Origin of the sequence: Brevundimonas diminuta (genome assembly GCF_039673845.1) — a bacterium.
GTDB lineage: Bacteria > Pseudomonadota > Alphaproteobacteria > Caulobacterales > Caulobacteraceae > Brevundimonas > Brevundimonas diminuta_E.
In genome coordinates, this window is record NZ_JBDJMK010000002.1 from 298,402 (window position 1) to 324,614 (window position 26,213).

Annotated in this window: 24 protein-coding genes; 5 read left to right on the top strand and 19 right to left on the bottom strand. The window is 67.0% G+C overall.

Translation table 11 applies throughout. The features are described from left to right. Positions 1–86: 86 nt before the first annotated feature. The 14 genes from ABE454_RS03385 to folE form a co-directional block, all read right to left on the bottom strand. On the bottom strand, positions 87–488 hold the full coding sequence (locus tag ABE454_RS03385; RefSeq protein WP_346529027.1) for an MAPEG family protein: 402 nt from the start codon (positions 486–488) through the stop codon (positions 87–89). Further along, on the bottom strand, positions 485–2,263 hold the full coding sequence (locus ABE454_RS03390) for a M14 family metallopeptidase (protein WP_346529105.1): 1,779 nt from the start codon (positions 2,261–2,263) through the stop codon (positions 485–487). The genes ABE454_RS03385 and ABE454_RS03390 overlap by 4 nt, the downstream gene beginning before the upstream one ends. A gap of 121 nt (positions 2,264–2,384) precedes the next feature. Further along, complete coding sequence (locus tag ABE454_RS03395; protein WP_346529030.1) at positions 2,385–4,697, bottom strand: methyl-accepting chemotaxis protein; 2,313 nt, start codon at positions 4,695–4,697, stop codon at positions 2,385–2,387. An 83-nt stretch (positions 4,698–4,780) separates the two neighbouring features. Then, entirely contained in the window at positions 4,781–5,416 is a 636-nt protein-coding gene (locus ABE454_RS03400) for a hypothetical protein (protein ID WP_346529032.1), read from the bottom strand. A gap of 167 nt (positions 5,417–5,583) precedes the next feature. Continuing rightward, positions 5,584–6,513, bottom strand: a complete 930-nt coding sequence (locus ABE454_RS03405) for a DUF3829 domain-containing protein (protein WP_346529034.1) — start codon at positions 6,511–6,513, stop codon at positions 5,584–5,586. A 128-nt stretch (positions 6,514–6,641) separates the two neighbouring features. Then, a complete protein-coding gene (locus tag ABE454_RS03410) occupies positions 6,642–8,174 on the bottom strand; it encodes a UbiD family decarboxylase (protein ID WP_346529038.1) in 1,533 nt (510 codons plus the stop codon). A gap of 10 nt (positions 8,175–8,184) precedes the next feature. Next, on the bottom strand, positions 8,185–8,826 hold the full coding sequence (locus tag ABE454_RS03415) for a Pr6Pr family membrane protein (protein ID WP_346529040.1): 642 nt from the start codon (positions 8,824–8,826) through the stop codon (positions 8,185–8,187). Then, positions 8,826–9,074: a helix-turn-helix domain-containing protein gene (locus tag ABE454_RS03420; RefSeq protein WP_346529043.1), complete on the bottom strand. Its 249-nt coding sequence runs from the start codon at positions 9,072–9,074 to the stop codon at positions 8,826–8,828. The genes ABE454_RS03415 and ABE454_RS03420 overlap by 1 nt, the downstream gene beginning before the upstream one ends. Before the next feature lie 32 nt (positions 9,075–9,106). Further along, positions 9,107–9,973, bottom strand: a complete 867-nt coding sequence (locus ABE454_RS03425) for an aldo/keto reductase (protein WP_346529045.1) — start codon at positions 9,971–9,973, stop codon at positions 9,107–9,109. A gap of 47 nt (positions 9,974–10,020) precedes the next feature. Beyond that, the gene (locus ABE454_RS03430) at positions 10,021–10,887 is read right to left on the bottom strand and encodes an alpha/beta hydrolase family protein (protein ID WP_346529047.1); all 867 of its coding nucleotides are present in this window, start codon (positions 10,885–10,887) and stop codon (positions 10,021–10,023) included. Between the two features lie 50 nt (positions 10,888–10,937). Further along, positions 10,938–11,342 (bottom strand): hypothetical protein, encoded by a 405-nt coding sequence (locus ABE454_RS03435; protein WP_346529050.1) that lies wholly within the window; start codon positions 11,340–11,342, stop codon positions 10,938–10,940. Positions 11,343–11,351: 9 nt separating this feature from the next. Beyond that, on the bottom strand, positions 11,352–13,187 hold the full coding sequence (locus tag ABE454_RS03440) for a gamma-glutamyltransferase family protein (RefSeq protein ID WP_346529053.1): 1,836 nt from the start codon (positions 13,185–13,187) through the stop codon (positions 11,352–11,354). Between the two features lie 135 nt (positions 13,188–13,322). After that, the gene (locus ABE454_RS03445) at positions 13,323–13,766 is read right to left on the bottom strand and encodes a biopolymer transporter ExbD (protein ID WP_346529056.1); all 444 of its coding nucleotides are present in this window, start codon (positions 13,764–13,766) and stop codon (positions 13,323–13,325) included. A 229-nt stretch (positions 13,767–13,995) separates the two neighbouring features. Next, complete coding sequence (folE, locus tag ABE454_RS03450) at positions 13,996–14,610, bottom strand: GTP cyclohydrolase I FolE (protein WP_346529059.1); 615 nt, start codon at positions 14,608–14,610, stop codon at positions 13,996–13,998. A gap of 139 nt (positions 14,611–14,749) precedes the next feature. Here folE and cysS point away from each other — a divergent pair, with 139 nt between their 5' ends. Then, positions 14,750–16,156 (top strand): cysteine--tRNA ligase, encoded by a 1,407-nt coding sequence (cysS, locus tag ABE454_RS03455; protein WP_346529061.1) that lies wholly within the window; start codon positions 14,750–14,752, stop codon positions 16,154–16,156. Positions 16,157–16,257: 101 nt separating this feature from the next. Here cysS and ABE454_RS03460 read toward each other — a convergent pair whose 3' ends face one another. Further along, a complete protein-coding gene (locus tag ABE454_RS03460) occupies positions 16,258–17,037 on the bottom strand; it encodes a PhoH family protein (protein ID WP_346529107.1) in 780 nt (259 codons plus the stop codon). A gap of 299 nt (positions 17,038–17,336) precedes the next feature. Here ABE454_RS03460 and ABE454_RS03465 point away from each other — a divergent pair, with 299 nt between their 5' ends. Beyond that, positions 17,337–17,867, top strand: a complete 531-nt coding sequence (locus tag ABE454_RS03465) for a gamma carbonic anhydrase family protein (RefSeq protein WP_346529064.1) — start codon at positions 17,337–17,339, stop codon at positions 17,865–17,867. A 157-nt stretch (positions 17,868–18,024) separates the two neighbouring features. Beyond that, the gene (locus ABE454_RS03470; protein ID WP_346529066.1) at positions 18,025–18,960 is read left to right on the top strand and encodes a hypothetical protein; all 936 of its coding nucleotides are present in this window, start codon (positions 18,025–18,027) and stop codon (positions 18,958–18,960) included. A 75-nt stretch (positions 18,961–19,035) separates the two neighbouring features. On the opposite strand, the gene ABE454_RS03475 is transcribed toward ABE454_RS03470, so the two are convergent. From ABE454_RS03475 to hfaA, 4 genes are all read right to left on the bottom strand, one after another. After that, the gene (locus ABE454_RS03475) at positions 19,036–21,930 is read right to left on the bottom strand and encodes a M16 family metallopeptidase (protein WP_346529069.1); all 2,895 of its coding nucleotides are present in this window, start codon (positions 21,928–21,930) and stop codon (positions 19,036–19,038) included. Positions 21,931–22,101: 171 nt separating this feature from the next. Then, complete coding sequence (gene hfaD, locus ABE454_RS03480) at positions 22,102–23,352, bottom strand: holdfast anchor protein HfaD (RefSeq protein ID WP_346529071.1); 1,251 nt, start codon at positions 23,350–23,352, stop codon at positions 22,102–22,104. Next, entirely contained in the window at positions 23,279–24,298 is a 1,020-nt protein-coding gene (gene hfaB / locus ABE454_RS03485) for a holdfast anchoring protein HfaB (RefSeq protein ID WP_346529073.1), read from the bottom strand. Before hfaB ends, hfaD begins: the two co-directional genes overlap by 74 nt. Further along, the gene (hfaA, locus tag ABE454_RS03490; protein WP_346529075.1) at positions 24,295–24,738 is read right to left on the bottom strand and encodes a holdfast anchoring protein HfaA; all 444 of its coding nucleotides are present in this window, start codon (positions 24,736–24,738) and stop codon (positions 24,295–24,297) included. Before hfaA ends, hfaB begins: the two co-directional genes overlap by 4 nt. A 120-nt stretch (positions 24,739–24,858) precedes the next feature. On the opposite strand from hfaA, the gene ABE454_RS03495 reads away from it, so the two are divergent. Beyond that, positions 24,859–25,527, top strand: coding sequence for a rhomboid family intramembrane serine protease (locus ABE454_RS03495; RefSeq protein ID WP_346529076.1), 669 nt, complete (start codon positions 24,859–24,861; stop codon positions 25,525–25,527). A 73-nt stretch (positions 25,528–25,600) separates the two neighbouring features. Further along, positions 25,601–26,029, top strand: coding sequence for a CBS domain-containing protein (locus ABE454_RS03500; RefSeq protein ID WP_346529110.1), 429 nt, complete (start codon positions 25,601–25,603; stop codon positions 26,027–26,029). Positions 26,030–26,213: the final 184 nt, after the last annotated feature.

A 26,213-nucleotide genomic window follows, 5' to 3' on the forward strand; every position in this document is an offset into this window, starting at 1 on the left:
CCCTTTCGCGCCAGAACGACGGCTGCGCCGCCGTGCGCTCAAGCCCTCTCCCGCCGGGAGAGGGTCGGCTTCTTTGGTCGCCTCTCTTACAAAATCGACCAAGCGATCAGGCTCAGCGCCGCCACCAGAAGCGCCAGCCACGTCAGGATCATGCCGATCGACCGGCCCAGCGACGGTCCGTCCTGAAACAGCAGGCCCAGCGCATGGATCACCCGTCCGGCGAAAAGCATGCCGCCGACCGCATGGATCAGCATGGCCGGGGCCCCGAGGAAGGCCAGCAGGATCAGGCCGCCTATCCCGGCGGGAATGTACTCGGTCGCATTGGCGAAGGCGCGGCTGGCGCAGACCAGTTCACGCACGCCGCCGTCGCCGAACTCGACCAGATGCTGACGGCGTCGCCGCACCACCACGCCCGACAGGACGATCAGCAGAAGGATCAGCAGACCGCCCCACAGGGCGGCGGCCTGAATGGTCGGGATCAGGCTCAATTCTCGCGCCCCACCGGATAGAGGCGATAGCGCTGGTCGTAGAAGGGGGTGCGCTCATAGAACCAGGCCAGACGCGCGTCGCCGTCGGCGGCGAAGGCGGGATCGGCGGCCAGCTTGGCCTCGAACGCGGCCTTCAGCGCCGGATCAGCGGCCAGCATCTTTTCGGCCAGAGGCGCGATGGCGTAGGCCTCGATGTATTCGACGCGGTTCAGCACCTCGGGGAACATGCCCCAGGCGAAGAAGCTCTCGTTCGACTGCGGCTCCAGCAGCAGGATGGCGACGTCGCCCATCGGCTGATCGGTCGGCACGCGGACGGAGCCGATGGGGAAGGCCCAGTCGTGGGCCTCGGCCCGGACTGCGCTGACCGAGATCGGCACATGGCCTTCATTGGTGCGGGCCGACACCTTGGGATCGACGAGACGCAGCATGTCGACGGCGACGGTGCGCGGGGCGTCCAGCACCTCCATCTGCACGCCGTGGACGCGCAGGCGCTCGATCACGTCCTGACGATAGGACGGCACCCAATAGGCGCTCGGCCGCTTCAGCGTCAGCGTCGGGTGGGAGCCATAGAAGGGCATGGGCCACAGTTCGGCGTCCGGCTGGCCCAGCCAGCGGATTTCGGGGCGGCCTGAGGCGATGCTGTCGAACGTCTCATAGCGGATGCCCTTGAAGGGGCGGGTGTGCGAGGGCGTCTCGTCGCTGTCGAAATTGGCGGGCAGTTCGGCGGGGCGCAGGGCGCGGTCGGCGGCGATGGCGGCGCGCAGGTCGCCTGACTTTTCGGCCAGCAGCTTCAGCGCCTGTTCGAGGAAGACGTAGGTGCCCAGCACCCGCTGTTCGTGCGGCTTCAGGCTGTGGTTTTCGATCAGAATGGTCGGGATATGGGCCGCCGAACCCCAGCCGTTGGAGAAACGCTCGCCCAGACCGCCGTCGTTCAGCCCCTTCTTCGGGTCGCGGTCGTCGATGGCGAAGACCAGTTCGCCGGGGATGTGCCCTTGCGTCTCCAGCGCCTCATACATGGCGGGCTTGAAGGCGGCGTCCAGCCATGAGGCGATGGCCGGGCTGCGGCTCCAGACGCCGTCTTCGCCGTTGTAGCCGAAGGTGACATCATACTGATAATCGATGCCGTCGGTGACGTGGATGTCGACGTAGAGGTCCGGCTGATATTTGTGGATCAGGCCCATGACGGCCTGCATCTCGGCCTGATCCAGCTTCATGAAGTCGCGGTTCAGGTTCTGGTTCGTCGCCGTGTGGCGCCAGCCCTGATTGCGCGGCCCGCGCTGGTTGGGGCGGGAGTAGGGGCCGGTCCGCTCATGCCCGTCCACGCTGAGGATCGGGATCAGGATCAGGTTGGCCCCGTCCAGCAGGCTGTCTTTTCCGTAAAAGGCGATGTCGCGCAGCAGCATCATGCCCGCGTCCTTGCCGTCGATCTCGCCCGGGTGGATGCCGGCCTGGGCCAGCAGGACGGGTTTGGACGGATCGAAGGTCGCGCCGTCCTTGGACGCGATCACCGCGTAGATCGGGCGGCCTTCCGGCGAGGTTCCGAACTGTTCGATGCGGATCAGGTCGCTGGCGGCGTCCAGTTTGTCGAACCAGGCGCGGGTGTCGGCGTAGTTGGGCGAGAAGTCATGCGCCGCATCGGCCTCGAACCCCGTGACCCAAGGATCAGAGGCGCCTCGCAGCAGGGCGCGGCTGGCGCCCTGCCACGCCGGGGCGGGCGGCAGGAAGGCCTGATCCCACGGGGCGGTGTTGGACAGGGCGGACGGCGACTGGGACATGGCGGGACTCGAGACAAGGGCCGCGATGACGGCGATGGCTAAGGCTGAGCGCATCAGGCTTCGTGAGCCGATCAGCGCCCGCTGGCAAGCCCGCACCTGTCCGGCGTCTGTGTCGCCGTGTTTAGAATTCCTCCCAGTCATCAGCGGCGACGGCGCTGGATACGCCGCGTCCGCCGACGGTCTTCAGGGCCACGACCGGGGCGGAGGGCGCCTCCGGGCGGGCGGTCGGCGCAGGTGCGTCGACGGCGCTGTCGCCGGTGCGGAAGCGGGCCATCAGCTCGCCCAGGCTGGCGGTTTCCTGCGCCAGGGCATGGGCGGCGGCGGTGGATTCCTCGACCATGGCGGCGTTCTGCTGGGTCATCTGGTCCATCTGGGCGACGGCGACGTTGATCTGGCCCAGGCCAACGGCCTGTTCGCGGGCCGAGGCGGCGATGTCGGAGACAAGGCCGCTGATTTCCGTGACCTCGGTGATGATGCGCGCCAGGGCGCCGCCGGTGTCGTCGACCAGACGGACGCCCTGATTGACCCGTTCGGTGCTGGCGCCGATCAGGGCGCGGATTTCCTTGGCCGCCTCGCCCGAGCGCTGGGCCAGGGCGCGCACTTCGGAGGCCACGACGGCGAAGCCGCGCCCGGCGTCGCCCGCGCGCGCCGCCTCGACGCCCGCGTTCAGCGCCAGCAGATTGGTCTGGAAGGCGATTTCGTCGATGACGCCGGTGATCTGGGCGATCTGGCTGGACGACTGTTCGATGGCGGTCATGGCGGCGACCGTTTCCTGCACCACGGCGCCGCTGCGTTCGGCGTTGCCGCGCGTCGTCTCGACGATGTCGCGGGCGCGCTCGGCGCCGTCCGAGGCGTGGCGGATGGTGGTCGTCACCTGTTCAAGCGCGGCGGCTGTTTCTTCGAGGCTGGCGGCCTGCTGTTCGGTGCGGCGCGACAGGTCGTCGGACGCCTGGCTGATCTCTGACGTGGTCGAGCCGATGCCGCGGGCGCTGCCGATGATGACGGTCATCGTCTGTTCCAACTGCTGCATGGCGGCGTTGAAGTCCTGATGCAGCTTGCGGTAGTCGGCGGGGAATTCGGCGCGCAGGCGATAGGTCAGGTCGCCGGTCGACAGACGCTCCAAGCCCTCGCCCAGAGAGGCGACGACGAGGCGCTGTTCTTCCTCGGCCGTGCGGCGGATGGCGTCGTTGCGTTCGCGGTCCGCCTCGGCGGCGGTGCGGTTCTGTTCCTGTTCGGCGCGCAGGCGCACGGTTTCGGCCAGATCGTGACGGAAGCCGTCCAGGGCGCGGGCGATGCCGCCGACCTCGTCACCGCTGTCGACGCCCTGAACCGCGACGTCATAACGGCCCTGATTCAGCGTGTTGACCGAGGCGGTCAGCCGCGCCAGCGGACGGCGCACCACCCGGTCGCTGGCCACGAACAGACAGGCCAGAACCATGCCCAGAATGACCAGTCCGCCCACCATCATGGCGATGGCCAGCCGGTCCGAGGGGCCGTTGATGGCACTGGTGGGAATGTCCGTCACCAGCCCCCAGGTCGCGCCCAGCCCCTTCAGCGGAACGGGCGTGACCAGACGCTCGATCTTCTGGCCCGACAGGTCGCGCAGGTCGTTCAGCTCTGCGGGCTTGCCCGCGCTCAACACGGTGCGCACAGCGTCGGCGCCCGCCTCGGCATAGGGTTTGGTGCGCAGGGCGGCGTTGGGGTGGGACGCCCAGTTTCCGGCGGCGGTCAGCAGCATGGTCCGGCCCGATCCGAATGGCTTCATCCGGCCCAGCACGGTCGAGATGTCGTCCAGCGCCAGATCCAGACCGGCGACGCCGATCATCTTTCCGCCCGACATGACCGGATAGGCGATGGAGGTCATCAGCACCGACTTGCCGCCGACATCATAGGCGTAGGGTTCGATGATGGCGGGTTTGCCGGTGCGGGTGGGCTGGGTGAAATAGGCCTGGTCGTAGTCCGAGCCGGTATCCAGCGGCTGCAGGGTGATCTTTCCGGTCTCATTGACCCAATAGGGCAGGAAGCGGCCTTCGGTGTTCGAGCCGGTGGCGGTGCGCCCGGCCATTTCGGCGTCGCGTCCGTCAAAGGCGTCGGGCGAGGCCATGAACCAGCTGCCCATGACCAGAGGCGTCGCGGTGGCGGCGGGCTTCAGCATCGCCATGACGGCGGTGCGGTCGCGGATGCCCGAGGCGTGGGCCTGACCCACGGTGTCGGCCAGGGTGCGGGCGACGGCCGAGGCCTCGGCGATCTGGCCGTCGACGCTGGCGACGGCGCTCTGGCTCAGGGCCTGGGCGTAGTCGTGGGACAGGCCGCGTGCGATGGTGCGTGTGTATTGGGATACCGCAAAGGCGGCGATCAGCAGCAGAATGCCGGTTACGGCGCCGCCCGCCAGAAGCATTTTTCCGGCGACCGACATGTTTCGAATGGCGCGCATGGCTCTATTTTTCCCCCATCTTCCCCCAGACATAACGACGATAGTCTTAGAAGAATCTTAGCGGGGAGAGCGGCGCCGGGGCGTCAGCGCCAGCTGGGGTCCAGCGGGGCGCCGGGCTGGTCCAGAGGGCCGACGGGCAGGTCGTGCTCACGGCGCATGGCGGCGATGTCTCCGGCGTCGAAACTGGCGAAGACCTGACGGAAATCGCGGGCATAGGTCGCGCGGCCGCGCTCGACCCGGTCCTGCCATTCAGCGGCGTCCAGCCCTTCGGGCCGGTCGCTCCATAGGGGTTGCGCCGCCTCATAGGCGATGGCGCGTTCGGCCAGGTCTTCCCAGGCCTCTATGTCCGAGGCCAGCCATTCATTGACCGTGCGGCCAAGGCTGTCGTTGATCGAACCGCGCAGGGGCAGCAGGTCCGGCTGCGCCTCGGCCCAGGGGGCGGTGCGGATCTGGAAGACGTAGAACCAGAAGGCCGCCTGCAACCGGTCGCCGCGCGCCCACATGGCCTTTGACGTTTCGGCCAGTTCAAACGGAGAGGCGGCGGCGATGTCGATGCTAGTCGCTGAGGACACGGCGGCCGGGGCCTCGGCGCGGGCGGCGGAGGCGCCGGGCAGGGCGAGGCCGCAAAGGGCGATGGCGCCGCCCAGCGCCAGCAGGGCGCGGCGGGCGCCGTTGCGCGTCATGGCGGCGTCGGAAGCGGAGGCGGACAGGATCGACATGGCGGAACTCGCGAAACAGGCAGTGCGGCGACGGCGGCAGTGACCGAACGGTCAAGGCTGGCCCTTCGTGATCGGATCACGGCCGTCTGGCAACCCCGTCCTGGTGATCCCGAAGCCTGTTCGCGAGAAGCGCGCCCGGCCGCGCGTGACGGCCGGACGCAGGGGCGTTACGCGGGCAGTTCCACGCGGTTCATATTGCCGATGGCGCTGTTGTAGCGATCCACGACCCGCTCGCGATAGCTGTCCGAGTTGGACTGCTTGAGGTCGCGATAGGCGCCGACCATGCCGGTCAGGTTGTCGGCGATGCTGGACAGGTAGGACTTGTTGCTGTTGTCCGCAGGCAGCTTGGCCTGTTCTTCGCGCAGCGTGGCGATGGCGGCTTCCATCGCGGGCAGTTGGGCGTCGGCCTCGGCCTTGTTGTCTTCCATCACCGCATTGGTGAACAGGTCGGCCTTCTGCATGGCGTCCAGCAGGCTGGCTTCGGCGGTGTGGCCGCCCTTGCGCATGACTTCCAGCTTGGCCGCGTTGCTGGCGCGCTGATATTCGCTCAGGGCGACGTCGAGCTGTTCGATGCCGGCGACGCTGCCCTGATAGGCCTGCATCAGGGCGGGGTGGGCTTCCTTGGCCTTGGCCAGGGAGTCGTCGCGATAGGCGCGGGATTCGAAATAGGGGTCCAGCGCCTGCCACTGGGCCAGCAGGGCCTCCAGCTGCGGGATCAGCTTGTCAGCGGCTTCGTCCGCCTTCTTGCCCTGATTGCCGCCGTTCAGCGCGCGGCCTTCCTTCAGCTTGGCGATCGCGCGCTCAAGGTGGGAGATGTTCTCGGGGAAGTAGAGGTTCGCCGAGGCCGAGGCGCCCGGGATGTTCAGCTTCTGATATTCCTCGAACTTCTTCGACACGCCCCAGTGATCGTGGATCAGCGCGTTGAAGGCGTCGATGTACAGGCTCATCTTCTCCTGCGTCGCCTCATTGCCGGCGGCCTGGGCGACCGACTTGGGCGCCGGATTGCCGTCGTTGCCCTTGCTGTCGCCGCAGGCGGACAGGCTGAGTGCGGCGGCGAGCATGAGCGTCGCGGCGCCCGCGCTGGTGCGTGAAATCATCTGAATACCCCTAGCCGATCAGCGCGCCCCAAGCGCCGCTGTTCTTTTCGGCCGGGCCAGTTAACGCCGATCCGTCGATAGGGTTCTAACAGAAGACAGGTTTTTGCAATTCGCTCACAAAAACCGCGTCAGGCCTTCCAGATCGGCGCGCCGTCGCCCGGCAGGCCCAGCGAGGCCCATTTCTCGGATACGCGGTCAATCACGTCCTGCTCCATGCGGATTTCCTCGCCCCATTCGCGCTTGGTCTCGGGCTCCCATTTGTCGGTGGCGTCCAGGCCGATCTTGGAGCCCAGCCCGCTTTCGGGAGAGGCGAAGTCCAGATAGTCGATGGGGGTGTTCTCTATGACGGTGATGTCGCGCGCGGGGTCCATCTTGGTCGAGACGGCCCACATGACGTCCTTCCAGTCGCGGGCGTTGATGTCGTCGTCCACGACGATGATCCACTTGGTGTACATGAACTGGCGCAGATAGCTCCAGCAGCCCATCATCACGCGCTTGGCGTGGCCCGGATAGGCCTTCTTCATAGACACCACGGCGATGCGGTAGCTGCACCCCTCGGGCGGCAGCCAGAAGTCGGTGATCTCGGGAAACTGCTGACGGATCAGGGGGATGAAGACCTCGTTCAAGGCCTCGCCCAGCACGGACGGCTCATCCGGCGGGCGGCCGGTGAAGGTGGTCAGATAGATGGGGTCCTTGCGCATGGTGATGGCGCTGACCTGGAAGACCGGGAACTTCTCGACCGAGTTGTAGTAGCCGGTGTGGTCGCCGTAGGGGCCTTCGTCCTCGAACTCGTCCAGCAAAACGTGGCCTTCCAGCACGATCTCGGCCTGAGCCGGGACCATCAGCGGCACGGTCTTGCACGGGACCAGTTCGGCCTTGGCGCCGCGCATCAGCCCGGCGAATTGATACTCCGACAGGGTTTCCGGCACCGGGGTCACGGCGGCGAGAATCGTCCCCGGATCGGCGCCCAGAACGACGGCGCAGGGCAGGGGCTCTCGCTTTCCGGCCTTCTTGTGCCGGGCGTAGTGCTGGGCGCCGCCGCGATGGGCCAGCCAGCGCATGATGGCCTTGTCCTTGCCCAGCACCTGCATCCGATAGATGCCCAGGTTGAAGTCGTCTTCGCGGTCGTCCGACGGCCCCTTGGTCACGACCAGACCCCAGGTGATCAGGGGCGCGGGCTCGCCGGGCCAGCAGCCCTGAATGGGCAGGGCGGTCAGGTCGATCTGATCGCCCTTCAGCACCACCTCCTGCACCGGGGCCTTCTTCACTGTCTTGGGCCGCATCGACATGACGGTCTGGGCCAGCGGCAGCATCTCCATCGCGTCGCTTAAGCCCCGCGGCGGCGTCGGATTGCGCAGGAATGCCAGCAGTTCGCCGACCTCGCGCAGTTCGCCCGCCGTGGTGCGCGGCCTGCCTTCCAGCGTCACGCCCATGGCGACGCGCTTCACCGTGCCGAACAGGTTGGCCAGGCAGGGGATGGGGCTGATCGTGCCGTCGGGCATGACCGGCTTTTCGAACAGGACCGCCGGGCCGCCGTTGCGAAGAAGGCGGGTCTGGATCTCGGTCATCTCCAGATGGGTGGAGACGGGCTCCGACACGCGGACCAGTTCGCCGTCGGCTTCGAGGGTCGCAAGAAAATCGCGCAGGGACTTGTAGGCCATGTGCTGACGCTTAGGCGGACGCGAGCCGTCTGTCACGCCGTCCCAGCGTGCGATCAATCGCCACGACGATCAGGCCCAGCAGCAGGAAGAAGACCAGCAGACCCGCGAAGTTCGCCGCCGCCCGCGCCGCGCCCAGCTGATCCATGTCGACGAACCAATAGGGCCACCAGCCGGTCATCGCTCCGTGGCCCAGCGTCCAGACCCCGTAAAGCAGCGGAAAGATCAGCCATTTGACCGCGTCGATCCAGCGCAGCCGCCCCTTGGTCGTGAACAGCAGCCAGTCGCCGACGAAGGCCAGCGGCATGACGGTGTGCAACAGGATGTCGGCGATCTTCTGCCACCCTTGCGGGTTCCAACTGCCCGCCAGCAGCAGGTGATAAACGACGCCGACCACGACGATGTACATGGCGGCGGCGGCGCGCACGCCTTCGCTGCGGCTCCACCGGCCCAGGGCGCTGTCGGGGGCCAGCGCCGGCCCCGTCAGGGCCAGCGCCGCCAGCAGATTGGTCAGTATGGTGAAGAAGCTGAAGAATCTCAGCGTCAGAGCGCCCGGCCCGGCGGTGAAGCCGCCGCCCATCAGCACCGCATACTGCAGGCCCAGCGCGCCCCAGCCGATCAGGGCGAACAGCGCCCGATAAGGTCTTGCCGCCATCAATAGGCCGGGGCGTCGGACACCAGCGCCCACACCGGCAGGCGCAGGGCGCGGGTCGCGGCGTCCAACTGAGCGGAATCCAGATGCTCCCGGCCCGCCTCGACCCGACGCAGCGCCTCGGGCGTCAGGTTGATGGCGGCGGCCAGATCGTTGAAGGTCATGCCGCGCTGGTCGCGCCAGCGGCGGATGCGGGCGCCGACAACGGCGTCGACGGGATCAACCCCCGGAAATCCAAGAACCGAACCCATGACGTCCTCCTGTGCGCAGGCGCCCGAATGGCTCAGGCATCCTGATCCCATTGGAAGGCTTCGTCCAGCCAGTCGCCGATGCGGCCGTCGGGGCCGGCCAGGGCGCTGATCCGGGCCATTTCGTCGGCCGACAGCTCAAAGTCGAAGACGCCGAAATTCTCGGCCGCGCGGCTTTCCCTGGCGGTGCGCGGAATGGCGATGACGCCCTGCTGGATGATCCAGCGCAGGGTGATCTGGCCGTTGGTCTTGCCGTGCGCTTTTGCGATCTCGCCGATCACGGCGTCATCGGCGATCTTGCCCTGCGCCAGCGGCGACCAGGCGGTGATGGACGATCCCAGTTCGCGGGCGGTGTCGATCAGCGTCTTCTGCGACAGATAGGGGTGGTATTCGACCTGATTGGTGATCAGCGGCGCGCTCGACAGCGCCGCCGCCTCGCGGAACAGGCTTGAGGGGAAGTTGGACAGGCCGATGTTCTTGGTGAAGCCCTTTTCCAGCGCCGCGTTCAGGGCGCCGATGGTTTCCTCCAGCGCGGGCGTCGGCTTGGGCCAGTGCAGCAGCAGCAGGTCGGGCGTCAGGCCCAGGCTGAGCGCCGATTCCTCGGCCTGACGCAGCAGGGCCTCATGATGGAAATGGTCGACCCAGATCTTGGTGGTGACGAAGATGTCGTCGCGCGTGACGATGCCTTCGGCCACGGCGTCGGCGATGCCGTCGCCGACCGCCTTCTCATTCTTGTAGATCCAGGCGGTGTCGATGTGGCGATAGCCGATGCGCAGGGCCTCGCGCACCATGCGGCGGGCGTCATCGCCTTCCAGCCGCCAGGTGCCGAAGCCGAGCAGGGGGATCTCGACGCCCGAGGCGGTCACGGTCGGCTGGCCGGAGAAGGAAGACGAATGGGGCATGGGGAGTGCCTCTGTAAGGATGGGGAGCTCTGGATATAGGCGCCCGCTCAGGCCTCGCCATCGTCCAGCCAGTGGAAAATCCGGTCCCACAGAGGCTCCATGCCTTTGCGGAAGGCGCCCTCGTGGCCGATGCGCCGTGCGCCGAAATCGCCGGGCGCATGGACGGCTATGTCCGATGGGGCATGGGGATAGACGCTCAACAGATCGCGCGCGGTCATCGGCGTGGCGATGGGATCGTCGGTGAAGATCCATGAGCGGATCGGGGCGGTCACGGCCTCATAATGATGGGGGCGCAGGCTGGTCTCCAGCTCTTTGGAGAAGTACTCGCGCTTCATGCACCAGCGCCGCCAGGTGGTGAAGACGCGCGGCGGCAGGTCGGTCCCCGGCCACAGGGCGCCGTTCCGAACGTAGCCATGCCGCATCAGGCTGAACGGCCCGATGCCCAGCCAGAAGAACAGCTCCTGCAGATTATAGCTGCGGTGGTGGCCGCCCCACCAGCCGGTCCCGACCGAGACGAAGGCGTGCCGCGCGATCCGGTCGTGATTGGGCATGAAGCCGACGAAGTGGCCGCCGACGCTGTGGCCGACATGGACGACACGCAGACCCGGCGCCGCCTCGATCAGGGCGTCCAGCGCGGCGGGCATGTCCAGCCGCCCCCAGTCGGGATAGTCGATGGTCGAGCCCTTCAGCTCATCGGGCCGCGACCCGGCGATGCCGCGGAAGTCATAGGTCAGCACCGCCGCGCCCCGACCCGCCAGATAGCGGGCGAAGCGTTCGTAGAAGCCCTTGGGGAAGCCGGTGCCGGATGAAACCAGCACGGCGATGCGCGGCTCTGCAGCCGACACCAGCCGCATCGACAGCGGATAGCCGTCGGCGGCCGGAGCGATGAAGTCGCGCGTGACGAGATCGTTCATAGGTCCGTCCTGTTTGGAAACGAACCTTAGCCGGTTGACGCCGCGTCAGGTCAAGCGGTCGCGGCGACCTCAAGCGCTGCGTTAACCGGTGCTGGCTTACGCTGCATCCGGAAGGTGCCCGACCAGTCTCCATGGATCACCCAGCGTCCGGCGATGCTGTTCCCGTCCGTCGATATCGAGCCGATATAGTCGATGGAATGGGTCTGGCCGCCGCCGTCAGGAAACTTGGTGAAGACCAGCTGGCCGTCAAAATGATGGCCTTCCAGCCGTGCAGGGATCGGCGGAGCACCGGGAGGGCCGAGTGTGTCGGGTTCCAGAGTGGAGCCTGTGACCTCTCCGCCCGCATCACGAATCTGCGCTTCGAACGGGGTCGGCGGCAGGTCGTCGTAAGGATTGAACTCAGCGTCCACCGGATAGAAGTAAACGCCGGCCCAACGCCCGGAGAGGTCGGTCATGTCCCATTCTCAATAGGCCAGGGCGTTGCCGTCCTTGCGCATTTCGGTGGCGGCGCCGTAGGTCCAGCGGCCCTGTTCGTTGATCTGCTTCATCACGTTCTGATAGCCGCCGAAGCCGCCGTCGGGCGGGCCGAGGTCCCAGCCCATCGCGGTCAGCTGTTGCTTGGTCGCTTCGGGCACGCCGGATTCGAGGTGCAGCTTGCCAACGCCCTCGGCCGGTTGGCCGGTCGGTTCGGACGAGCCGTAGTGCTGCCAGCGCGGGCTGTCGCCGGCTTCCTGCGGGTCGAGGCCGTAGTCGACCATGTTGATGATGATCTGGGCCTGCCCCTGCGGCTGCATTCCGCCGCCCATGACGCCATAGGCCAGCCACGGCTCTCCGTCCTTGCAGGCGAAGCCGGGGATGATGGTGTGGAAGGGGCGCTTGCCCGGCGCATAGACGTTGGGGTGGCCGTCGGTCAGGGCGAACAGTTCGCCGCGGTTCTGGAACATGAAGCCCAGCGTCCGGCCGTCCGGGCCGTCGGCAACCAGACCGCCGCCCATGCCGCGATAGTTGGACTGGATCCAACTGACCATCATGCCGTCGCTGTCAGCGACGCTGAAATAGGTGGTGTCGCCCTGCGTCGGGGCGTCGCCGGGGAAGACGCGGTCCATGACGCGGTTCGGGTTGATCAGCCTGGCCCGTTCGGCGGCGTAGGCCTTGGAGTTCAGCCAGGCGGTCGGGGCCTTGGCGAAGCGTTCGTCGGCGAAGTAGCGGGCGCGGTCCTCGAAGGCCAGGCGCTTGGCCTCGGCCTGAACGTGGATCGAGGCGGCGGACTGGAAGCCCATGGCCTTGAGGTCGAACTGTTCGCAGATGTTCAGGATCTGGTTGGTCGACAGGCCTTGGGTGTTCGGGCCCAGCGAATAGACCTCGACCCCGCGATAGGTGGTCATCAGCGGCTCGACCCATTCGGTGCGGTGGGCGGCCAGGTCGGCGCGGGTCATCCAGCCGCCGATGCGCTTGAAATAGCGCTCGATGTGGTCGGCGATTACGCCGTCATAGAAGGCGTCGCGGCCGCCTTCGGCGATCAGGCGATAGGTGCGGCCCAGATCCGGGTTGGCGAAGATCTCGCCCGTCTTCGGCGTGCGGCCGCCGGTCAGCCAGACCTTCTTGCGGTTGTCGTTTTCTTCGATCGTCGCGGCGCTCTTGTCGAAGTTGGCCATGCCGCGTTCCATGTACCAAGCGATGACCTGAGGGACCGGCACGCCCTGTTCGCACAGTTCGGCGACGGGCAGCAGGACGTCCTTCCACGGCAGCTTGCCATAGCGCTGGTGCGCGCTCCACCAGGCGTCGACGGCGCCGGGGACGTTGACCGTCACCGCGCCGTATTTGGGCAGGTAGCCGTCCGGCCCGGCCTTGGTGCGCGCGGTTTCCAGCGACAGGCCGCGCGGGCTGGGGCCCGAACCGTTGAAGCCGACGACCTTCTTCTGGGCCGGGTCCCACATCAGGCAGAAGGCGTCGCCGCCGATGCCGTTGGCGGTCGGCTCAAGGAAGCCCAGGGCGGCGTTGATGGCGATGGCCGCGTCGATGGCCGAGCCGCCGCGACGCAGGGTGTCCAGACCGATCATGGTCGCGGCCGGGTGGGCGGTGGCGGCGGCGCCGTTCGCGCCCCAGACGGTCGAGCGGCCGACGAAGCCCGGCCCGGTGATGCGGTCGCCGATGCCGATTCCTGCATAGGGATCGGACGCCGGGGCGGCTGGGGCGGCCGGGGCGGCGCCCTTGGCGGCCTGTGCCGTTGATTGGGCGTTGGCGGAGCCCGCCATCAGGGCTCCGGCGGGCAGGGCGGACAGGAATGTACGGCGACGCATGGTGTTACTCCCCCTCGTTCGAGGCGCGCATTGACCCCGGAACGGGGCAGGGGCGCAAGCGCCGAACCGGTCGACGCGCAAAGAAAAAGGGCCGCCCGGAGGCGACCCTTTTCCGTATCTGGCTGGAAAGCCGGATCAGGTGATGTCTTCGTTCAGAAGGCCGATCTTGTAGAAGCCGTTTTCCTGAAGCTTGTTCATGACTTCCATGAACTGGTTGTACTTCACTTCCGGCTGGGCGCGGACGAAGACGCGCTCTTCGCGGCAGTCGGTCGTCACGTCCTGAGCGGCGCAGACATCGGTCGTCAGCGAGGCGATGCTGGTCTTCTTCTCGGCCAGGAACAGAGCGCCGTCTTCCTGAATCGTGATGTAGACCGGCTCTTTCGGCTTCTCGTTCGTGTCCTTCGGCGGCGTCGCCGGCGGCAGGTCAAGCTTGATCGACACGGTGGCCATCGGCGCCGCGACCATGAAGATGATCAGCAGCACAAGCATGATGTCCACGAACGGCGTGACGTTGATGTCCGCGTTCTGTTTCGCCAGCTTGCCGCCGCCGCCACCGCTTGAGGAAAGTTTCGCGCCCATTACGCCCTCGTCTCCATCAAGGCCCGCACCCTCCGGCGGACCACACTGAAAGTCTGGCTCGTCTCTTGGCGTCCCTGAGCGGCCTTGTAAAGCCATCGAAGGCGAGGAAATGACGTCACAGGGGAATAAGATTGCGAATTCGGTCGAAGCCGGACCTGAGCGCGATCAATTCAGCCCCCGTTGAAGCCGCTTCGCCGGTCCCCCGGCGCCGCACGGACGCGCTTCGGGATCAGCCTCGGGCCAGTTTGAGGAATCGCTCGGCCAGGGCCGGGTCGTTCTTGAAGGCGCCGGTGAAGCGGGTGGTGATGGTCGAGACGTGGCGGTGATGCACGCCGCGCGTCGTCATGCACTGGTGCGCCGCATCGACCAGCACGGCCACGCCGCGCGGCTGCAGGTGCGATTCGATGGCGTCGATGATGTCGTTGGTCAGCGTCTCCTGGTTCTGGAGGCGGCGGGCGAAGATCTCGACCACGCGCGCCAGCTTGGAGATGCCCACCACCTTCTCGCCCGGCAAATAGGCGACGTAGGCCTTGCCCAGGAAGGGGGCCAGATGGTGCTCGCAGTGGCTCTCGACCTCGATGTCGCGCAGGATGACCATGTCGTCATAGCCGGTCACGTCCTCGAAGGTGCGCGACAGCTCCTTGCCCGCATCGGCCTCATAGCCGTCGAACCATTCGCCATAGGCGTCGACCACCCGCTTGGGCGTGTCCAGCAGGCCGGGGCGCTGGGGATCGTCGCCGGCCCAGGCGATCAGTGTGCGCACGGCCTCCAGAGCCTGCTCGCGGGTCGGGCGCTGGCGCGCTTCATCGGCGACGAGGACGGGCTTGACGGGGGTGCTGCTCATGAAACGATCCGGCGGCGGCGAGAGCGCCTGTTCAGAATACTAATTATATGGACTTGGGCGCGCGGCCCTGACTGTCTATCAGGCCGCTATATGGGACACCTCGTCCGTCCCGCAAGAAAACTCGCAAAAGACCTGACCCATGGCCCTGCACATCCACGACACCCTGCGCCGTGAAAAGCGCCTGTTCGCGCCGCGTGATCCGAACCGGGTGAGCCTCTATGTCTGCGGCCCGACGGTCTATGACTACGCCCATATCGGCAACGCCCGCCCGCCGGTGGTGTTCGACGTTCTGGTGCGTCTGCTGCGCCGCACCTATGGCGCCGACAAGGTGATCTACGCCCGCAACGTCACCGACGTGGACGACAAGATCAACGCCAAGGCCGCCAAGGAAGGCGTCGCCATCGGCGAGATCACCGCCCGCTATGAGGCCGCCTATCTGGCTGACATGGGCCTGCTGAACGTCAGCCCGCCCGACATCGCCCCGCATGTCACCGATTATATCGAGGCGATCACCAAGCAGATTCAGGCCATCATCGACGCTGGCTGCGCCTATGCGGCCGAGGGCCATGTGCTGTTCGACGTGTCGTCCTATCCGTCCTACGGCGCGCTGTCGGGGCGCAATCTGGACGACATGATCGCGGGCGCCCGCGTCGAGGTGGCCCCCTATAAGAAGAACCCGCACGACTTCGTGCTGTGGAAGCCGTCCAAGGCGGACGAGCCGTCATGGCCGTCGCCCTGGGGCGAAGGGCGGCCGGGCTGGCACATCGAATGCTCGGCCATGATCGAGGAGACGCTGGGCCTGCCCATCGACATCCACGGCGGCGGCATCGATCTGGTCTTCCCGCACCATGAGAATGAGATCGCCCAGGGCGTCTGCGCCCACGGCCACGCCCACGGCGACGCGGCGCACGACGAATACGCCCGCTACTGGATGCACAACGGTTTCCTGACCGTGGACGCCGAGAAGATGTCCAAGTCGATCGGCAACGTCCTGCTGTTGCACGATCTGGTGCAGGCCATGCCGGGCGAGGTGGTGCGCTGGGCCTTGCTGAGCGCCCACTATCGTCAGCCGCTGGACTGGAACCAGACCCTGCTGGAGCAGAGCCGCAAGAATCTGGACCGCCTCTACGGCGCCCTGCACCGCGCGGCCGGGATTGAGGCGGCGGACGTCGAACCGCCGGTGGAGTTCATGAAGTCCATCGAGGACGATCTGAACACGCCGGGCGCCATGGCGGCCCTGTTCGCCCTGTCCAGCGACATCGAGCGCGGCATGACGGCGGGCGACGAAGGCGCTGTGGCCGAGGCCAAGGGCCAGTTGATCGCCGCGGCCTCGATCCTGGGCGTGCTTCAGGCCGATCCGGCGGAGTGGTTCTCGGGCGTCGACGAGGGGCTGAAGGCTGAGGTCGAGGGTTTGCTGGAACAGCGCGCCGCCGCCCGCACGGCCAAGAACTGGGCCGAGGCCGACCGCATCCGCGACCGGCTGAATGAACTGAACGTCGTCGTCATGGACGGCCCGCAAGGCGCGACCTGGCGGATGAAGGGGTAGGCGGAATTTTCCCGCTCACTGTTCGTTGAGCGGCAATATATTCCGGGCAGTTTGAGGAGGCGATGCTGTCGCCTCCTCATTTGTTTACGCCGTGCGCCTGTTCACAGCACTCCGATCATGCTGGCGACCAGCGGGTGGCGCACGATGTCGCGTTCGGCCAGGCGGACAACGGCGATCTCGGGCACGGCTTCCAGCCGCTCGGCGATGTCGGACAGGCCCGAGACGCCGGGCAGCAGGTCGGATTGCTGCGGGTCGCCCGTGACCACCATGGTCGAGTGCCAGCCCAGACGGGTCAGCAGCATCTTCAGCTGGACGTAGGTGCAGTTCTGCGCCTCATCGACGACGATGAAGGCGTTATTCAGGGTGCGGCCGCGCATGTAGCCGATGGGGGCGATCTCGATCAGGCCCTCGGCCATCAGGGCCTTGACCCGCTTCATCGACAGGCGGTCCGACAGGGCGTCGTAGAGCGGGCGCAGATAGGGGGCCAGCTTGTCCTCCATGTCGCCGGGCAGGAAGCCGATCGATTCCCCGGCCTCGACCGCCGGGCGGCTCAGGACGATGCGGCCGACCTTGCCCGCCTCCAGCGCCTCGACCGCCTTGGCCACGGCCAGATAGGTCTTGCCGGTGCCCGCCGGGCCCAGCGCCAGCACCAGATTGGCGTGGTCGACGGCCTCCATCAGTTCGGCCTGGCCGTCGGACTTGGGCTTCAGCGTCTTCATATAGCTCTGGTCGCGCTCGTCGTTCGAGGGCAGAGGCGACCAGCCGCCGACGCGGGCGGGCAATCGCCGCACCTTGGCGTCCTGGATGAATTCGGGCGAATCCAGCACGCCTTCGCGCAGCTGACGCTTGATGGCCGATCGTTTGCTCATGGACGCCTCCAGGGCATGAAAAAAGGCGAGCCCGGCAGGGTCTCGCCTTGGTCGTCGGTGGGGGAGGTGGGGGCCGAAGTCGCGCAGCCGTCCCGAACGGTCGCAGGGTCTTCGCCGCAGCAGGTGCGTCGCCGTCCCCGGACGGGTCGTGAACACGCCAAGCGTATTCTCCAGCATCTGACCGGACCGGGCTTGATCCGGCTTCGGATCCGGGGGCGAATGGGGCCTGCCGAATCGCATCAACAGATTGATGCTAACGTGGTTTCTGAAGGGTTAAAGCCCTCGTTTTGTAAAGAACAGGCGGTGTACGGATGAGTGTTTACAGTCTGGACGACAGCAGGCCGCAACTGCCGGCCGAAGGCGAATACTGGATCGCGCCCAATGCAACGGTTCTGGGCAATGTGATCCTGCATCCGGGCGCCAGCATCTGGTTCAACGCCGTGCTGCGCGGGGACAATGATCCGATCACCATCGGGGCGGATACCAATATTCAGGACGGCAGCATCCTGCACACCGACGTCGGCTCGCCCCTGACCATCGGCGCGGGCGTGACGGTGGGACACAAGGTGATGCTGCACGGGTGCGAGATCGGCGACAACAGCCTGATCGGCATCGGCGCCGTCATCCTGAACGGGGCAAAGATCGGCAGAAATTGCCTGATCGGCGCCAACGCCCTGATCACCGAGGGCAAGGTCATTCCCGACAATAGTCTGGTGATGGGTCAGCCCGGCAAGGTGGTGCGGGAATTGGATGAGGGGCAGATCGAGGCTCTGCGCATCTCGGCGCAGCACTATGTGCAGAACTGGCGCCGCTATGTGACGGGCCTGAAGCCGGTCGGTTGAGCCTTCGCCCCACAATGGCACGGTTCACAATGAGACAGGGGCGGCCAAACCGGCTGAAAGCGGCCGGAAAGGCTTTGAATCCGCCCAATGTCGGACGCTGGAAACGGCCCGGCGCTTGCATCGGTCCTGCCGACGATCAATGCAGGAGTCCGATCCCATGCGGATAGGGATTACGAAAATGCTGGCGGGCGCTGCGGCCTTTGTGGGGCTGATGGCGGTCGCCGATGCGGCTGCGGCGCAGTGTGGGCCGTCCAGCTGCCTTCCGCCTCCGGCGCCGAATCCGCCGATCTTGCCGCCGCCGACGCCGATCACGCCGCCCGTGACGCCGCCGGGCGGCGGGGGCTGCGGCCCCAGCGGCTGCCTGCCGCCGCGTCCGCCGGTGACGCCGCCCTGTGGCGGCGGCGGTTGCCTGCCGCCCCCTCCGCCGGTGTGCTGCGGCGGTGGCGGAGGCAATGTGAACGTCAATGTGAACGTGAACGCCAACGCCAATGCGACCGCCAACGCCACGGCGCGCGCCTGGTCCGGATCGCGCGCCAACTCGACCATCATCTACAGCGGCGGCGGCGCCTATTTTAACGTCGACCAGCCCTATCCGACGACGATCCAGGGCCTGAACGTCCAGGGCGGGATGCAGTCGGTGCGCGTGCCCTTCACCGCTACGCGCCGCATCGAGAAGCAGGTCGTGCTGCAGGCCGTCTGCATCGACGACCGCAATGTGCCGCACCCTGCGTCGCAGGTGACGCCGGGCCGGGACGTGGCCAACAGCTATGACGGCGAACTGTTCCGCTGTCTGGCGGGCACCAAGCTGCAGTGGACCATCAGCGACGCCGAAGGCGCGCCGGGTGAAACCACGGCCTGCAACAAGGGCGACGCCCTGTGGCACGGCGCGGGCGGCCGTCTGGAATGCCGCCCTGAAAAGCAGGCGCGTCAGTGCAACGAGCGCTCGCTGCTGCGCCGCTATGGCGCGGGCGTGAAGGTGCTGACCATGATCCGTGAAGAGTCCTACACCGAATATCGTGAGGAAATGGTCGAAGGCGCCGCCTCGACCGGCATGATCATGATGGACGGCGGGGTCGGCGGCCGGGTGTTCTGATCCGGCAGCAAAGCCTGAAACAAGAAGGGCCCCGTTCCGCTCGGAACGGGGCCCTTTGTCTGTCCGGCGTGCGCCTTATTGAGGGGCGGTCAGCGGGGCGACTTCAGCCTTCCATGCCGTGTCCGGCTTCAGATAGCGGCGGGCCGCTTCCTGAATGTCGGCGACGGTGAAGGATTCCAGCACGCTGATCTGGTTGACGATCTGGTCGACCACGGCGGGCCTGGCGGCCAGGTCTTCCAGCTGGCCCAGCCAGTACTCATTCCCGGCCTGACTGCGGCGCAGGGTTTCGATCAGCGGCAGGCGGGCGCGGGTCAGCTCGTCCTCGCTGATCGGCTTGTCGCGCAGATCGGCGGTGATGCCGTCGACGGCGGTGAAGAAGGCGTCGAACTTCTCAGGCGCCGTATCGGCCGTGATCGAGATGGAGCCGAAGTTTTTGAACACGTCAGAGGAGGATGCGCGCACGCCGGGCGAATAGGCCAGGGCCTGCTTCTCGCGGATTTCCTCCATGACGCGCAGCTTCAGAACCTCAGCCAGCACGATGACCTTGCGCGATTCGGTGCGGTCATCGACAGCGTCGACCGTGGGCCAGGCGACATAGGCCAGACCCTGATCGGTCGGACCGGCGTGGTTCAGGCGCACGGGCTGGGCGGTCGGGGCCGGGAAGCGGCGCTGGTCCGAACCGGGCAGGGGCTGGGCCGCTGCTGCGCGGGCGGGCAGGGCGGCGAAGGTCGAGGCGACCGAGGCGACAGCGTCCTCGACCTTGACGTCGCCGACCATGACGATGTCGATCGGGCCGGTGGACAGGCCCTGCACGACGCCCTGCTTCAGTTCGTCCAGGGTGAAGGCGGCGATCTCGGCGGGCGAAGGCATGGATTCGCGCTTGTCGCCGCTGGCCAGCAGGCCGCTGGCCTGAAGGCCGAAGGCGCCGCCGGGCGTGGCCATCTGCTGGGCCATGAACTGGGGCAGGACGGCCTTGATCTGCTCGAACGGCGCTGCACGCAGGCCGGGGTCGGTCAGATAGGCGGCCAGCACCTGCATCTGCAGCTGAAGATCGGCCGGACGGGTGGCGCCCGACAGCTCATAGGCGTCGCCGTCGATGGCGAAACCGGCGCCGTAGATCTTGCCGGTCAGGACGCGGTTCATCTCATCGGCGGTCAGCTTGCCCAGTCCGCCCGCCGTAAAGACCATCGGCGCCAGCGATTGCGCCGTGAAGCGGTCGGTCGGCAGGCTCTTTTCGCCGATGCCGGTGCGGACGGTGATCAGGATCTGCTGATCCTTGAACGTCGTCGGCTTGACCGTCAGGCGCACGCCATTGGCGAAGGTGACGACCGTGGCGCCGACGGCGGCGACCTGGGTGGTCGAGGCGGGAGCAGCGACAGCGCCGAAGTCGGCATAGGGCCAGTCCAGCTGGGCCTGTTCGGCGGGCGGCGTGACGGGGGTGGCGCGGCTGGCTTCCAGCAGGGCGGTCACGCCCGCCTCTCCGCCCTCGATCGGTTCGGGGGTGATGACCAGGGCCAGCGGGCCCTGTCCTTCAAAGGCGCGTTTGACCTGGGCGTTGACCTGTTCGGCCTTCAGATCCTTCACCGTCGCCTCGAACAGGGCGAGGTCGGTGGCGGGGGAGGAAAAGACCTTGTCGTCGTTGGTTGCGTCCAGCAGGGCGGAGGCCAGGGCGGGCGTGCTGCGGGTCGCGGCGGCCTGGACGGCGTTTTCCAGACCGGTGCGGCCGTTGGCGATTTCGCGGTCCAGTTCGATCTGGGAGACGCCGAACTGCACCAGACGGCGCTGTTCCTGCTCGATGGTTTCCAGCGCGCGCTTGATTCCGCCGGGGTTGAAGGCGGCCGAGACGCTGCCGAGGTCCAGCGTCTTGAACAGCGTCCCTTGTCCGCCGCCGGCGCCGATGAAGGGCGGGTTGTCGGCGCGGGCCAGCTCGCCCAGACGGCGGTTCAGAACCGCCATGCCGAGGTTCTGCAGCAGGGCGTCGCGGCGTTCCGACGCCGTGTCGGGATCAAGGTCGGGGTTGCGGATCCAGTTCAGCTGAACCGAGGATTGCACGCCCGGCTCGACCAGGATGCGTGTCTCGGGCTGGCGCGGCGCGACCTGTCCCAGATCGGGCTCGGGACCGTCGGCGGCCCTGGGCGTCCAGTCCGAGAAGTTCGCCTTGATCTTGGCTTCCATCTGGTCGACGTCGAAGTCGCCGACCGCGATCATGGTGGCGCGTTCGGGACGGTAATAGGCTTCGTAGAATTCGACGAAACGTTCGCGCGGGGCGCTGCGGATGATTTTGAGGTCGCCGATCGGCAGCCGGTTCGACAGGCGTTGGCCGGGCGCCAGCAGGGCGATCTGCGCCTTCAGCGAGCGCAGGGCCGGGGTGTTGCGCAGGCGTTCTTCACCCTCGATCACGCCGCGTTCGGAATCGATGTCCTCCGCCTTCATCAGGGCTTCGGAGACCTGTTCGCGCATGATGTGCAGCGCGGTGTCGACCGTCTCGTCGTTGGTGCGCGGCAGCTCCAGCATATAGGCGGTCTGGTCGAAGCTGGTGAAGGCGTTGGTGTCGGCGCCGAAGGCGAGACCCAGACGCTCCAGAATCCGCAGCAATTCGTTCTCGGGCACGTTCGTCGTGCCGTTGAAGGCCATGTGCTCCATGAAGTGGGCCAGACCCAGCTGGTCTTCGTTCTCCATCAGCGACCCGGCCGCGATTCGCAGGCGCAGCGACGCCTGACCCGGCGGAGTGGCGTTCTTCATGATGGCGTAGCGCATGCCGTTGGGCAGGACGCCGAAACGCACGGCTGGGTCGGCGGGAATGTCGCTGGCGCTCTGGGCCCAGGGGCTGGAAGGGGGCGTGTTCTGCGCCGCGGTCGCCGCTGGCGGCGTCATCGCCAGGGCGGGAAGGGCCAGGGCGGGAAGGGCCGCGCCGCCCATCAGGGCGAGACTGGAGGCGGCAAGAAGTAAGAGGCGACGGGGGGATCGCATTCAGGGGTGTCTCCGCAGCGTGCGAGCCGACGGCTTCCGGGACTGAAAGCCGCCCTGCACAAGCATGACAGGCGTCAGGGGGTTTAACCCTGACGCCTGTTGACGGTGACAAAGGAACTTGACTGCCTCAAGTTACCAAAAATTAATGAAGCCGGTCGGCTTCGGAGCCGGTTAGGGACGGGTGACGTAGAAGGTCGCCGTATTGCCGACGGCGTTCGATCCGGCCACGACATTGCGGCCCCAGCCGTTGACGGTGGTCGTGGCGGTCGCCCGCACATCGCCCATATTGGTCTGGCTGTTGCGCACGTTCAGGTCGCCGCCGCAGGTCGAGCAGGCGAAGCCGGTGACGGCGTTGCCCGCGGCATTGGCCCCGACATAGGCGTCATAACCGTTCTGGCCCGTGAACCCGGCGCTGGCGGTGACGCCGCCCGTGTTCATCTGGGTGTTGTCGATGCTGACGTAGATGTCGTTGTTGCCCGCGTGGACCTCATTGCCCACGGCTTCGGCGGTCGAATAGGCGGCGCCGAAGTCATAGGAGCTGAGTTCGGAGCGCGACAGCACTTCTGCGCTGTTCTGCTGATCCACCTCGACCACCATGGCGCCGCCCTGGTTGTAGAAGGCGGCCTGGTTCGAGGCGGCGCGGCTGCGCGCGGCGATGTCCCAGGCATTGCCCGCCCAGACCCCGGTCCAGGCGGTGACGCCTGCGCCCGAGGCGCTCTGGCTGACGGACAGGTTCTGGTGCGCGTTCGGCGTCGAGTTCGCCTGCACCGCATTGGCCGAGGCCTGGCTGGAGAAGACGGCGGGCGCCGGGGCGTAGGTGAAGCGGGCCTCGTTCTCGGCATAGATGGCGCCGGTCGAATTCTGGTCCGTGCGGCCGGTGATGGCGGCGCGCTGTTCGCCCGTGCCGCTGGCCCCCAGGGCGATCGTGTTGCCGATGGCGTCGGCCGAGACATGGGCACCGTGAATCAGGCGTGCGCCGGTCTCTTCGATCCGGGTGCGGGCGGTGACGTCGCCGTCCAGATTCTGGCCTGCGTCGACATCAATGCCGGTGTTGACGGCGGTCCCGGCCAGATAGTTGCCGCGCGCCTGGGTGGCGCTGTTCACATAGCCCGTCTCGCCGCGCAGGGTCAGGGAGGTGTCCGCCTCGGCGGCGCCCTGCATGTCCTGGGTCGAGCGAACGTCGGCGGCGCGGCCTTCGGCGCCGCCGGACAGGGCGTTGCCCATGGCGGCGTTCGAGACGGCGACGTTGTCGCTGACGTTGACGACGTTCAGGCGTTGGCCGCTGATGACGTCGCCCAGGTTGATCTGCTCATTGAGGACCAGACCGCGATCCTGGGCGTGCGAAACCTCAGCGGTTGCCGCTACGCACAGCGCTGTCACGGCGATCGTGCCAGCGAGACGGGTCAGCGCGGGTTTGGCCATTGTTCGTGTCCGTATTAGCGTAAGCAGGATAGTAGCCGCCGGTGGCGCCGACCGGGCTGTCGCCCAGCGGGTCATTGGCGGGGTTGAGGCAGATTTCCGGGCCGGGGGCGCCGTACAGATTGGCCATGAACTCGACCGTGGCGCGTTCGACCAGGGCGCGGACCGCCAACTGGACCGGCTCCAGGCCGCTGGTGCCGGCCGAGATGTCGAAGACGTTGCCGTTCAGGAAGTCGAACACACCCGCCGACACTTCACGGCCGACGATCTGCTTCTGATAGGAGACGACATCCACGACCTCTAGGGTGGTGGTCTGCACCAGGCGCAGGTCGATGGCGACGTTCATCACGAAGACCTTGCCGGTGAACAGGCCCGAACCGCCGTTCTGCTTCACCTCGCCGCCGGCGATGTCGAAGCCGCCTGAGCGGATGTTGTAGTTCACCTCGGTGATGCCGCCGACGACATAGAAGTCCGAACCCGGCACCTGACCGGCCAGGATGCGGCGGAAGGCGGCGTCCTGAGCGGCGCCGTTCGGCACGTCGTCGCCGATCAGCTTGTTGTTGGCGTAGCGCAGCTCAAGCTCGGACACCGAGGTGTCGTAACGCTCGACGATGCGGGCGCCGGCCTTGGCCAGGGCGGTGTTGGCCATCAGGGACGCTCCCTGGGTGATCTGGCGGCCGCCGTCCGAAGAGATGGAGCCGGTGTAGTCGCTGATCCGGCCAACAGCCATGCGCGGCGAAGGCAGGTTGTAGCGGCGCGCATAGTCGGCCAGGCAATACAGTGCGGTCGAATAGGGCGTCGGGTTCGACGTGACTGGGGCGTTGCCGATCGGCTTGGCGTACTGGCCCGAGGGACCGGCCGAGGTGGCGCAGCCGCTCAGAAGAGCAGCGGCGGCGGCGACGCAGCCGAAGGCGCGCACGGGCGAGCGACGGATGGCGGAGATCTTCATGGACGGGGCCCGTTCAGGGTGGTGCCGGCGTTGATATTGCCGTTGTTGGTCTGGTTGGAGTTGACGACGACCGTGTTGCGGTTGCCCTGGACGACCACATTCAGGTTGTTGCCGATGGCGGTCGAGCCGCCGATGCTGGTCCCGGCGCCCGAGCCGACGCCGCCGCTGAAGTGGCTGGACGAAGAGCTGCTGTCGCTGCGCGAATAGGCGCTGCCGTTCTGCTGGATGATGCCGTCGACGACCAGACGGTTGCCGTTGGCGTCGCGGGTCGTGCCGCGGCTGGCCTGGGCGGTGGTGTAGCGCGAGCCGCCGTAGCCCGCTTGGAACTGACCCGCGCCGGCCGAGCCGGTGGACTGCGCCGCGGCCGAACCGGCGGACAGGGCCGACAGCGCGGCGATGATCGCCGCTGCGGCCAGGGGTGTCAGGCTATGAGACGACATGAAGGCGCTCCCGAGAACTTCTGGAACCGCCCTCGCAATGAACGTGCCACACGGTTTCAGTGTCGTATTGGCGCAAAACGGCGTCTTGAGATCGTGCGCGACACACACCATCAAGAGCGGATGTCCCAATCTGACGCCCGTTCGCCGCGGCCGCCGCGCGAAAAGATCTTCAACGCGCCCTTCCTGCCGGTGCTGATCGCAGCATCCATGCCGGTGCTCTTCTATCTGCAGGAGCGGCTTCCCGATCAGGGACTCTCGATGGCCTTCGTCCCGGCGCAGATGTGGCGGGGCGAGTGGCAGGGGCTGTTCACCTCCATGCTGCTGCACGGCAACTGGCCGCATGTGGCGATGAATGCGGTGGGGGCGCTGGCCTTCGGCGCGCCGGTCGCCCGTTTGATGGAGCGCGGGCCGGGGCCGCTGGTCTTTATCCTCTTCTATATAGCGGCAGGCGTGATCGCGGCGTTCGGCTACGGGCTGGTGCATCCGCACAGCATGGGGCCGCTGGTCGGCGCATCGGGGGCCGTCTTCGGCCTGATCGGCGCAGCGACCCGGCTGATGGGCGGGCAGGGGCGGGTGCTGCCGCTGTTTCACCCGATGGTGCTGAAGGCGGCGGCAGGCTGGATGGCGGCGAATCTGGTCGTCGGCCTGATCGGCCTGGCCCCCGGCGCAGACGGCGCCCGCATCGCATGGGAGGCGCACGCCTTCGGCTTCATCTTCGGCATTCTGGCGATCGGGCCGATCGGCGGCTGGTTCGTCCGGCGCCGTGATTTGCCTGTGGGCGCAGTCTGAGCGAACCTGTCTTCCTTGCGGCCGGTCCGCGACGCCCGCGGATGACGGCCTGCCCATGAAGGAGGAAGTCGCCATGCTGGTCGCCGGGATTCTCAAGGGCAAGGGAGATGCGGTCTTCACCCTGACGCCGGACGCTGCGCTGAATGAAGCCTGCGCCGAACTGGAACGCCGTCAGGTCGGAGCGCTGATCGTCTGTCAGGGCGACGAGGTGAAGGGCGTCCTGTCCGAACGCGACATCGTGCGGGCGGTCTCTCGAGACGGGGCAGGGGCGCTGAAGCGGCCGGTTTCCCATTATATGACGAGCGAAGTGGTCTTCGCCGATCCAGCCGAAACGATCGAGGCCGTGATGGCGCGCATGACAGATCGCCGGATCCGTCATCTGCCGGTGCTGGCGGGCCAGCGGCTGGCCGGCGTGATCTCGATCGGCGACGTCGTCAAATGCCAGATCGCACAGGCGACGCAGGAAGCCGAAAGCCTGCGCACCTATATAGCGGCGGGTTAGGGCAGGGCGGTCCTGTGCATAAGCGCCCGATCTGTGGATAGATCGTAAAAGCCGTTTTTGCCTGTTGCCAGCCGAAAGGGGCCGACGTATATCGCCGCCTCGCTCGGAGACGGGCTGGGCCGACGGGCTTCGGAGACATGGTTTTCGGGGTTTGGTTCGGGGCAAGGGTTTGAAAAAGCGTCTT

Bases quoted from the DNA above. Each gene is read 5' to 3' on its own strand.
- ABE454_RS03425 (WP_346529045.1), bottom strand. From the start codon at position 9,973: ATGCCCCATTCGTCTTCCTTCTCCGGCCAGCCGACCGTGACCGCCTCG.
- ABE454_RS03470 (WP_346529066.1), top strand. From the start codon at position 18,025: ATGCGGATAGGGATTACGAAAATGCTGGCGGGCGCTGCGGCCTTTGTG.
- folE (WP_346529059.1), bottom strand. From the start codon at position 14,610: ATGAGCAGCACCCCCGTCAAGCCCGTCCTCGTCGCCGATGAAGCGCGC.
- ABE454_RS03495 (WP_346529076.1), top strand. From the start codon at position 24,859: ATGTCCCAATCTGACGCCCGTTCGCCGCGGCCGCCGCGCGAAAAGATC.
- ABE454_RS03420 (WP_346529043.1), bottom strand. From the start codon at position 9,074: ATGGGTTCGGTTCTTGGATTTCCGGGGGTTGATCCCGTCGACGCCGTT.
- ABE454_RS03435 (WP_346529050.1), bottom strand. From the start codon at position 11,342: ATGACCGACCTCTCCGGGCGTTGGGCCGGCGTTTACTTCTATCCGGTG.
- ABE454_RS03430 (WP_346529047.1), bottom strand. From the start codon at position 10,887: ATGAACGATCTCGTCACGCGCGACTTCATCGCTCCGGCCGCCGACGGC.
- ABE454_RS03410 (WP_346529038.1), bottom strand. From the start codon at position 8,174: ATGGCCTACAAGTCCCTGCGCGATTTTCTTGCGACCCTCGAAGCCGAC.
- ABE454_RS03465 (WP_346529064.1), top strand. From the start codon at position 17,337: ATGAGTGTTTACAGTCTGGACGACAGCAGGCCGCAACTGCCGGCCGAA.
- ABE454_RS03400 (WP_346529032.1), bottom strand. From the start codon at position 5,416: ATGTCGATCCTGTCCGCCTCCGCTTCCGACGCCGCCATGACGCGCAAC.
- ABE454_RS03405 (WP_346529034.1), bottom strand. From the start codon at position 6,513: ATGATTTCACGCACCAGCGCGGGCGCCGCGACGCTCATGCTCGCCGCC.
- ABE454_RS03500 (WP_346529110.1), top strand. From the start codon at position 25,601: ATGCTGGTCGCCGGGATTCTCAAGGGCAAGGGAGATGCGGTCTTCACC.
- ABE454_RS03445 (WP_346529056.1), bottom strand. From the start codon at position 13,766: ATGGGCGCGAAACTTTCCTCAAGCGGTGGCGGCGGCGGCAAGCTGGCG.
- cysS (WP_346529061.1), top strand. From the start codon at position 14,750: ATGGCCCTGCACATCCACGACACCCTGCGCCGTGAAAAGCGCCTGTTC.
- ABE454_RS03415 (WP_346529040.1), bottom strand. From the start codon at position 8,826: ATGGCGGCAAGACCTTATCGGGCGCTGTTCGCCCTGATCGGCTGGGGC.
- hfaB (WP_346529073.1), bottom strand. From the start codon at position 24,298: ATGAAGATCTCCGCCATCCGTCGCTCGCCCGTGCGCGCCTTCGGCTGC.
- ABE454_RS03390 (WP_346529105.1), bottom strand. From the start codon at position 2,263: ATGTCCCAGTCGCCGTCCGCCCTGTCCAACACCGCCCCGTGGGATCAG.
- ABE454_RS03395 (WP_346529030.1), bottom strand. From the start codon at position 4,697: ATGCGCGCCATTCGAAACATGTCGGTCGCCGGAAAAATGCTTCTGGCG.
- ABE454_RS03440 (WP_346529053.1), bottom strand. From the start codon at position 13,187: ATGCGTCGCCGTACATTCCTGTCCGCCCTGCCCGCCGGAGCCCTGATG.
- ABE454_RS03475 (WP_346529069.1), bottom strand. From the start codon at position 21,930: ATGCGATCCCCCCGTCGCCTCTTACTTCTTGCCGCCTCCAGTCTCGCC.
- hfaD (WP_346529071.1), bottom strand. From the start codon at position 23,352: ATGGCCAAACCCGCGCTGACCCGTCTCGCTGGCACGATCGCCGTGACA.
- hfaA (WP_346529075.1), bottom strand. From the start codon at position 24,738: ATGTCGTCTCATAGCCTGACACCCCTGGCCGCAGCGGCGATCATCGCC.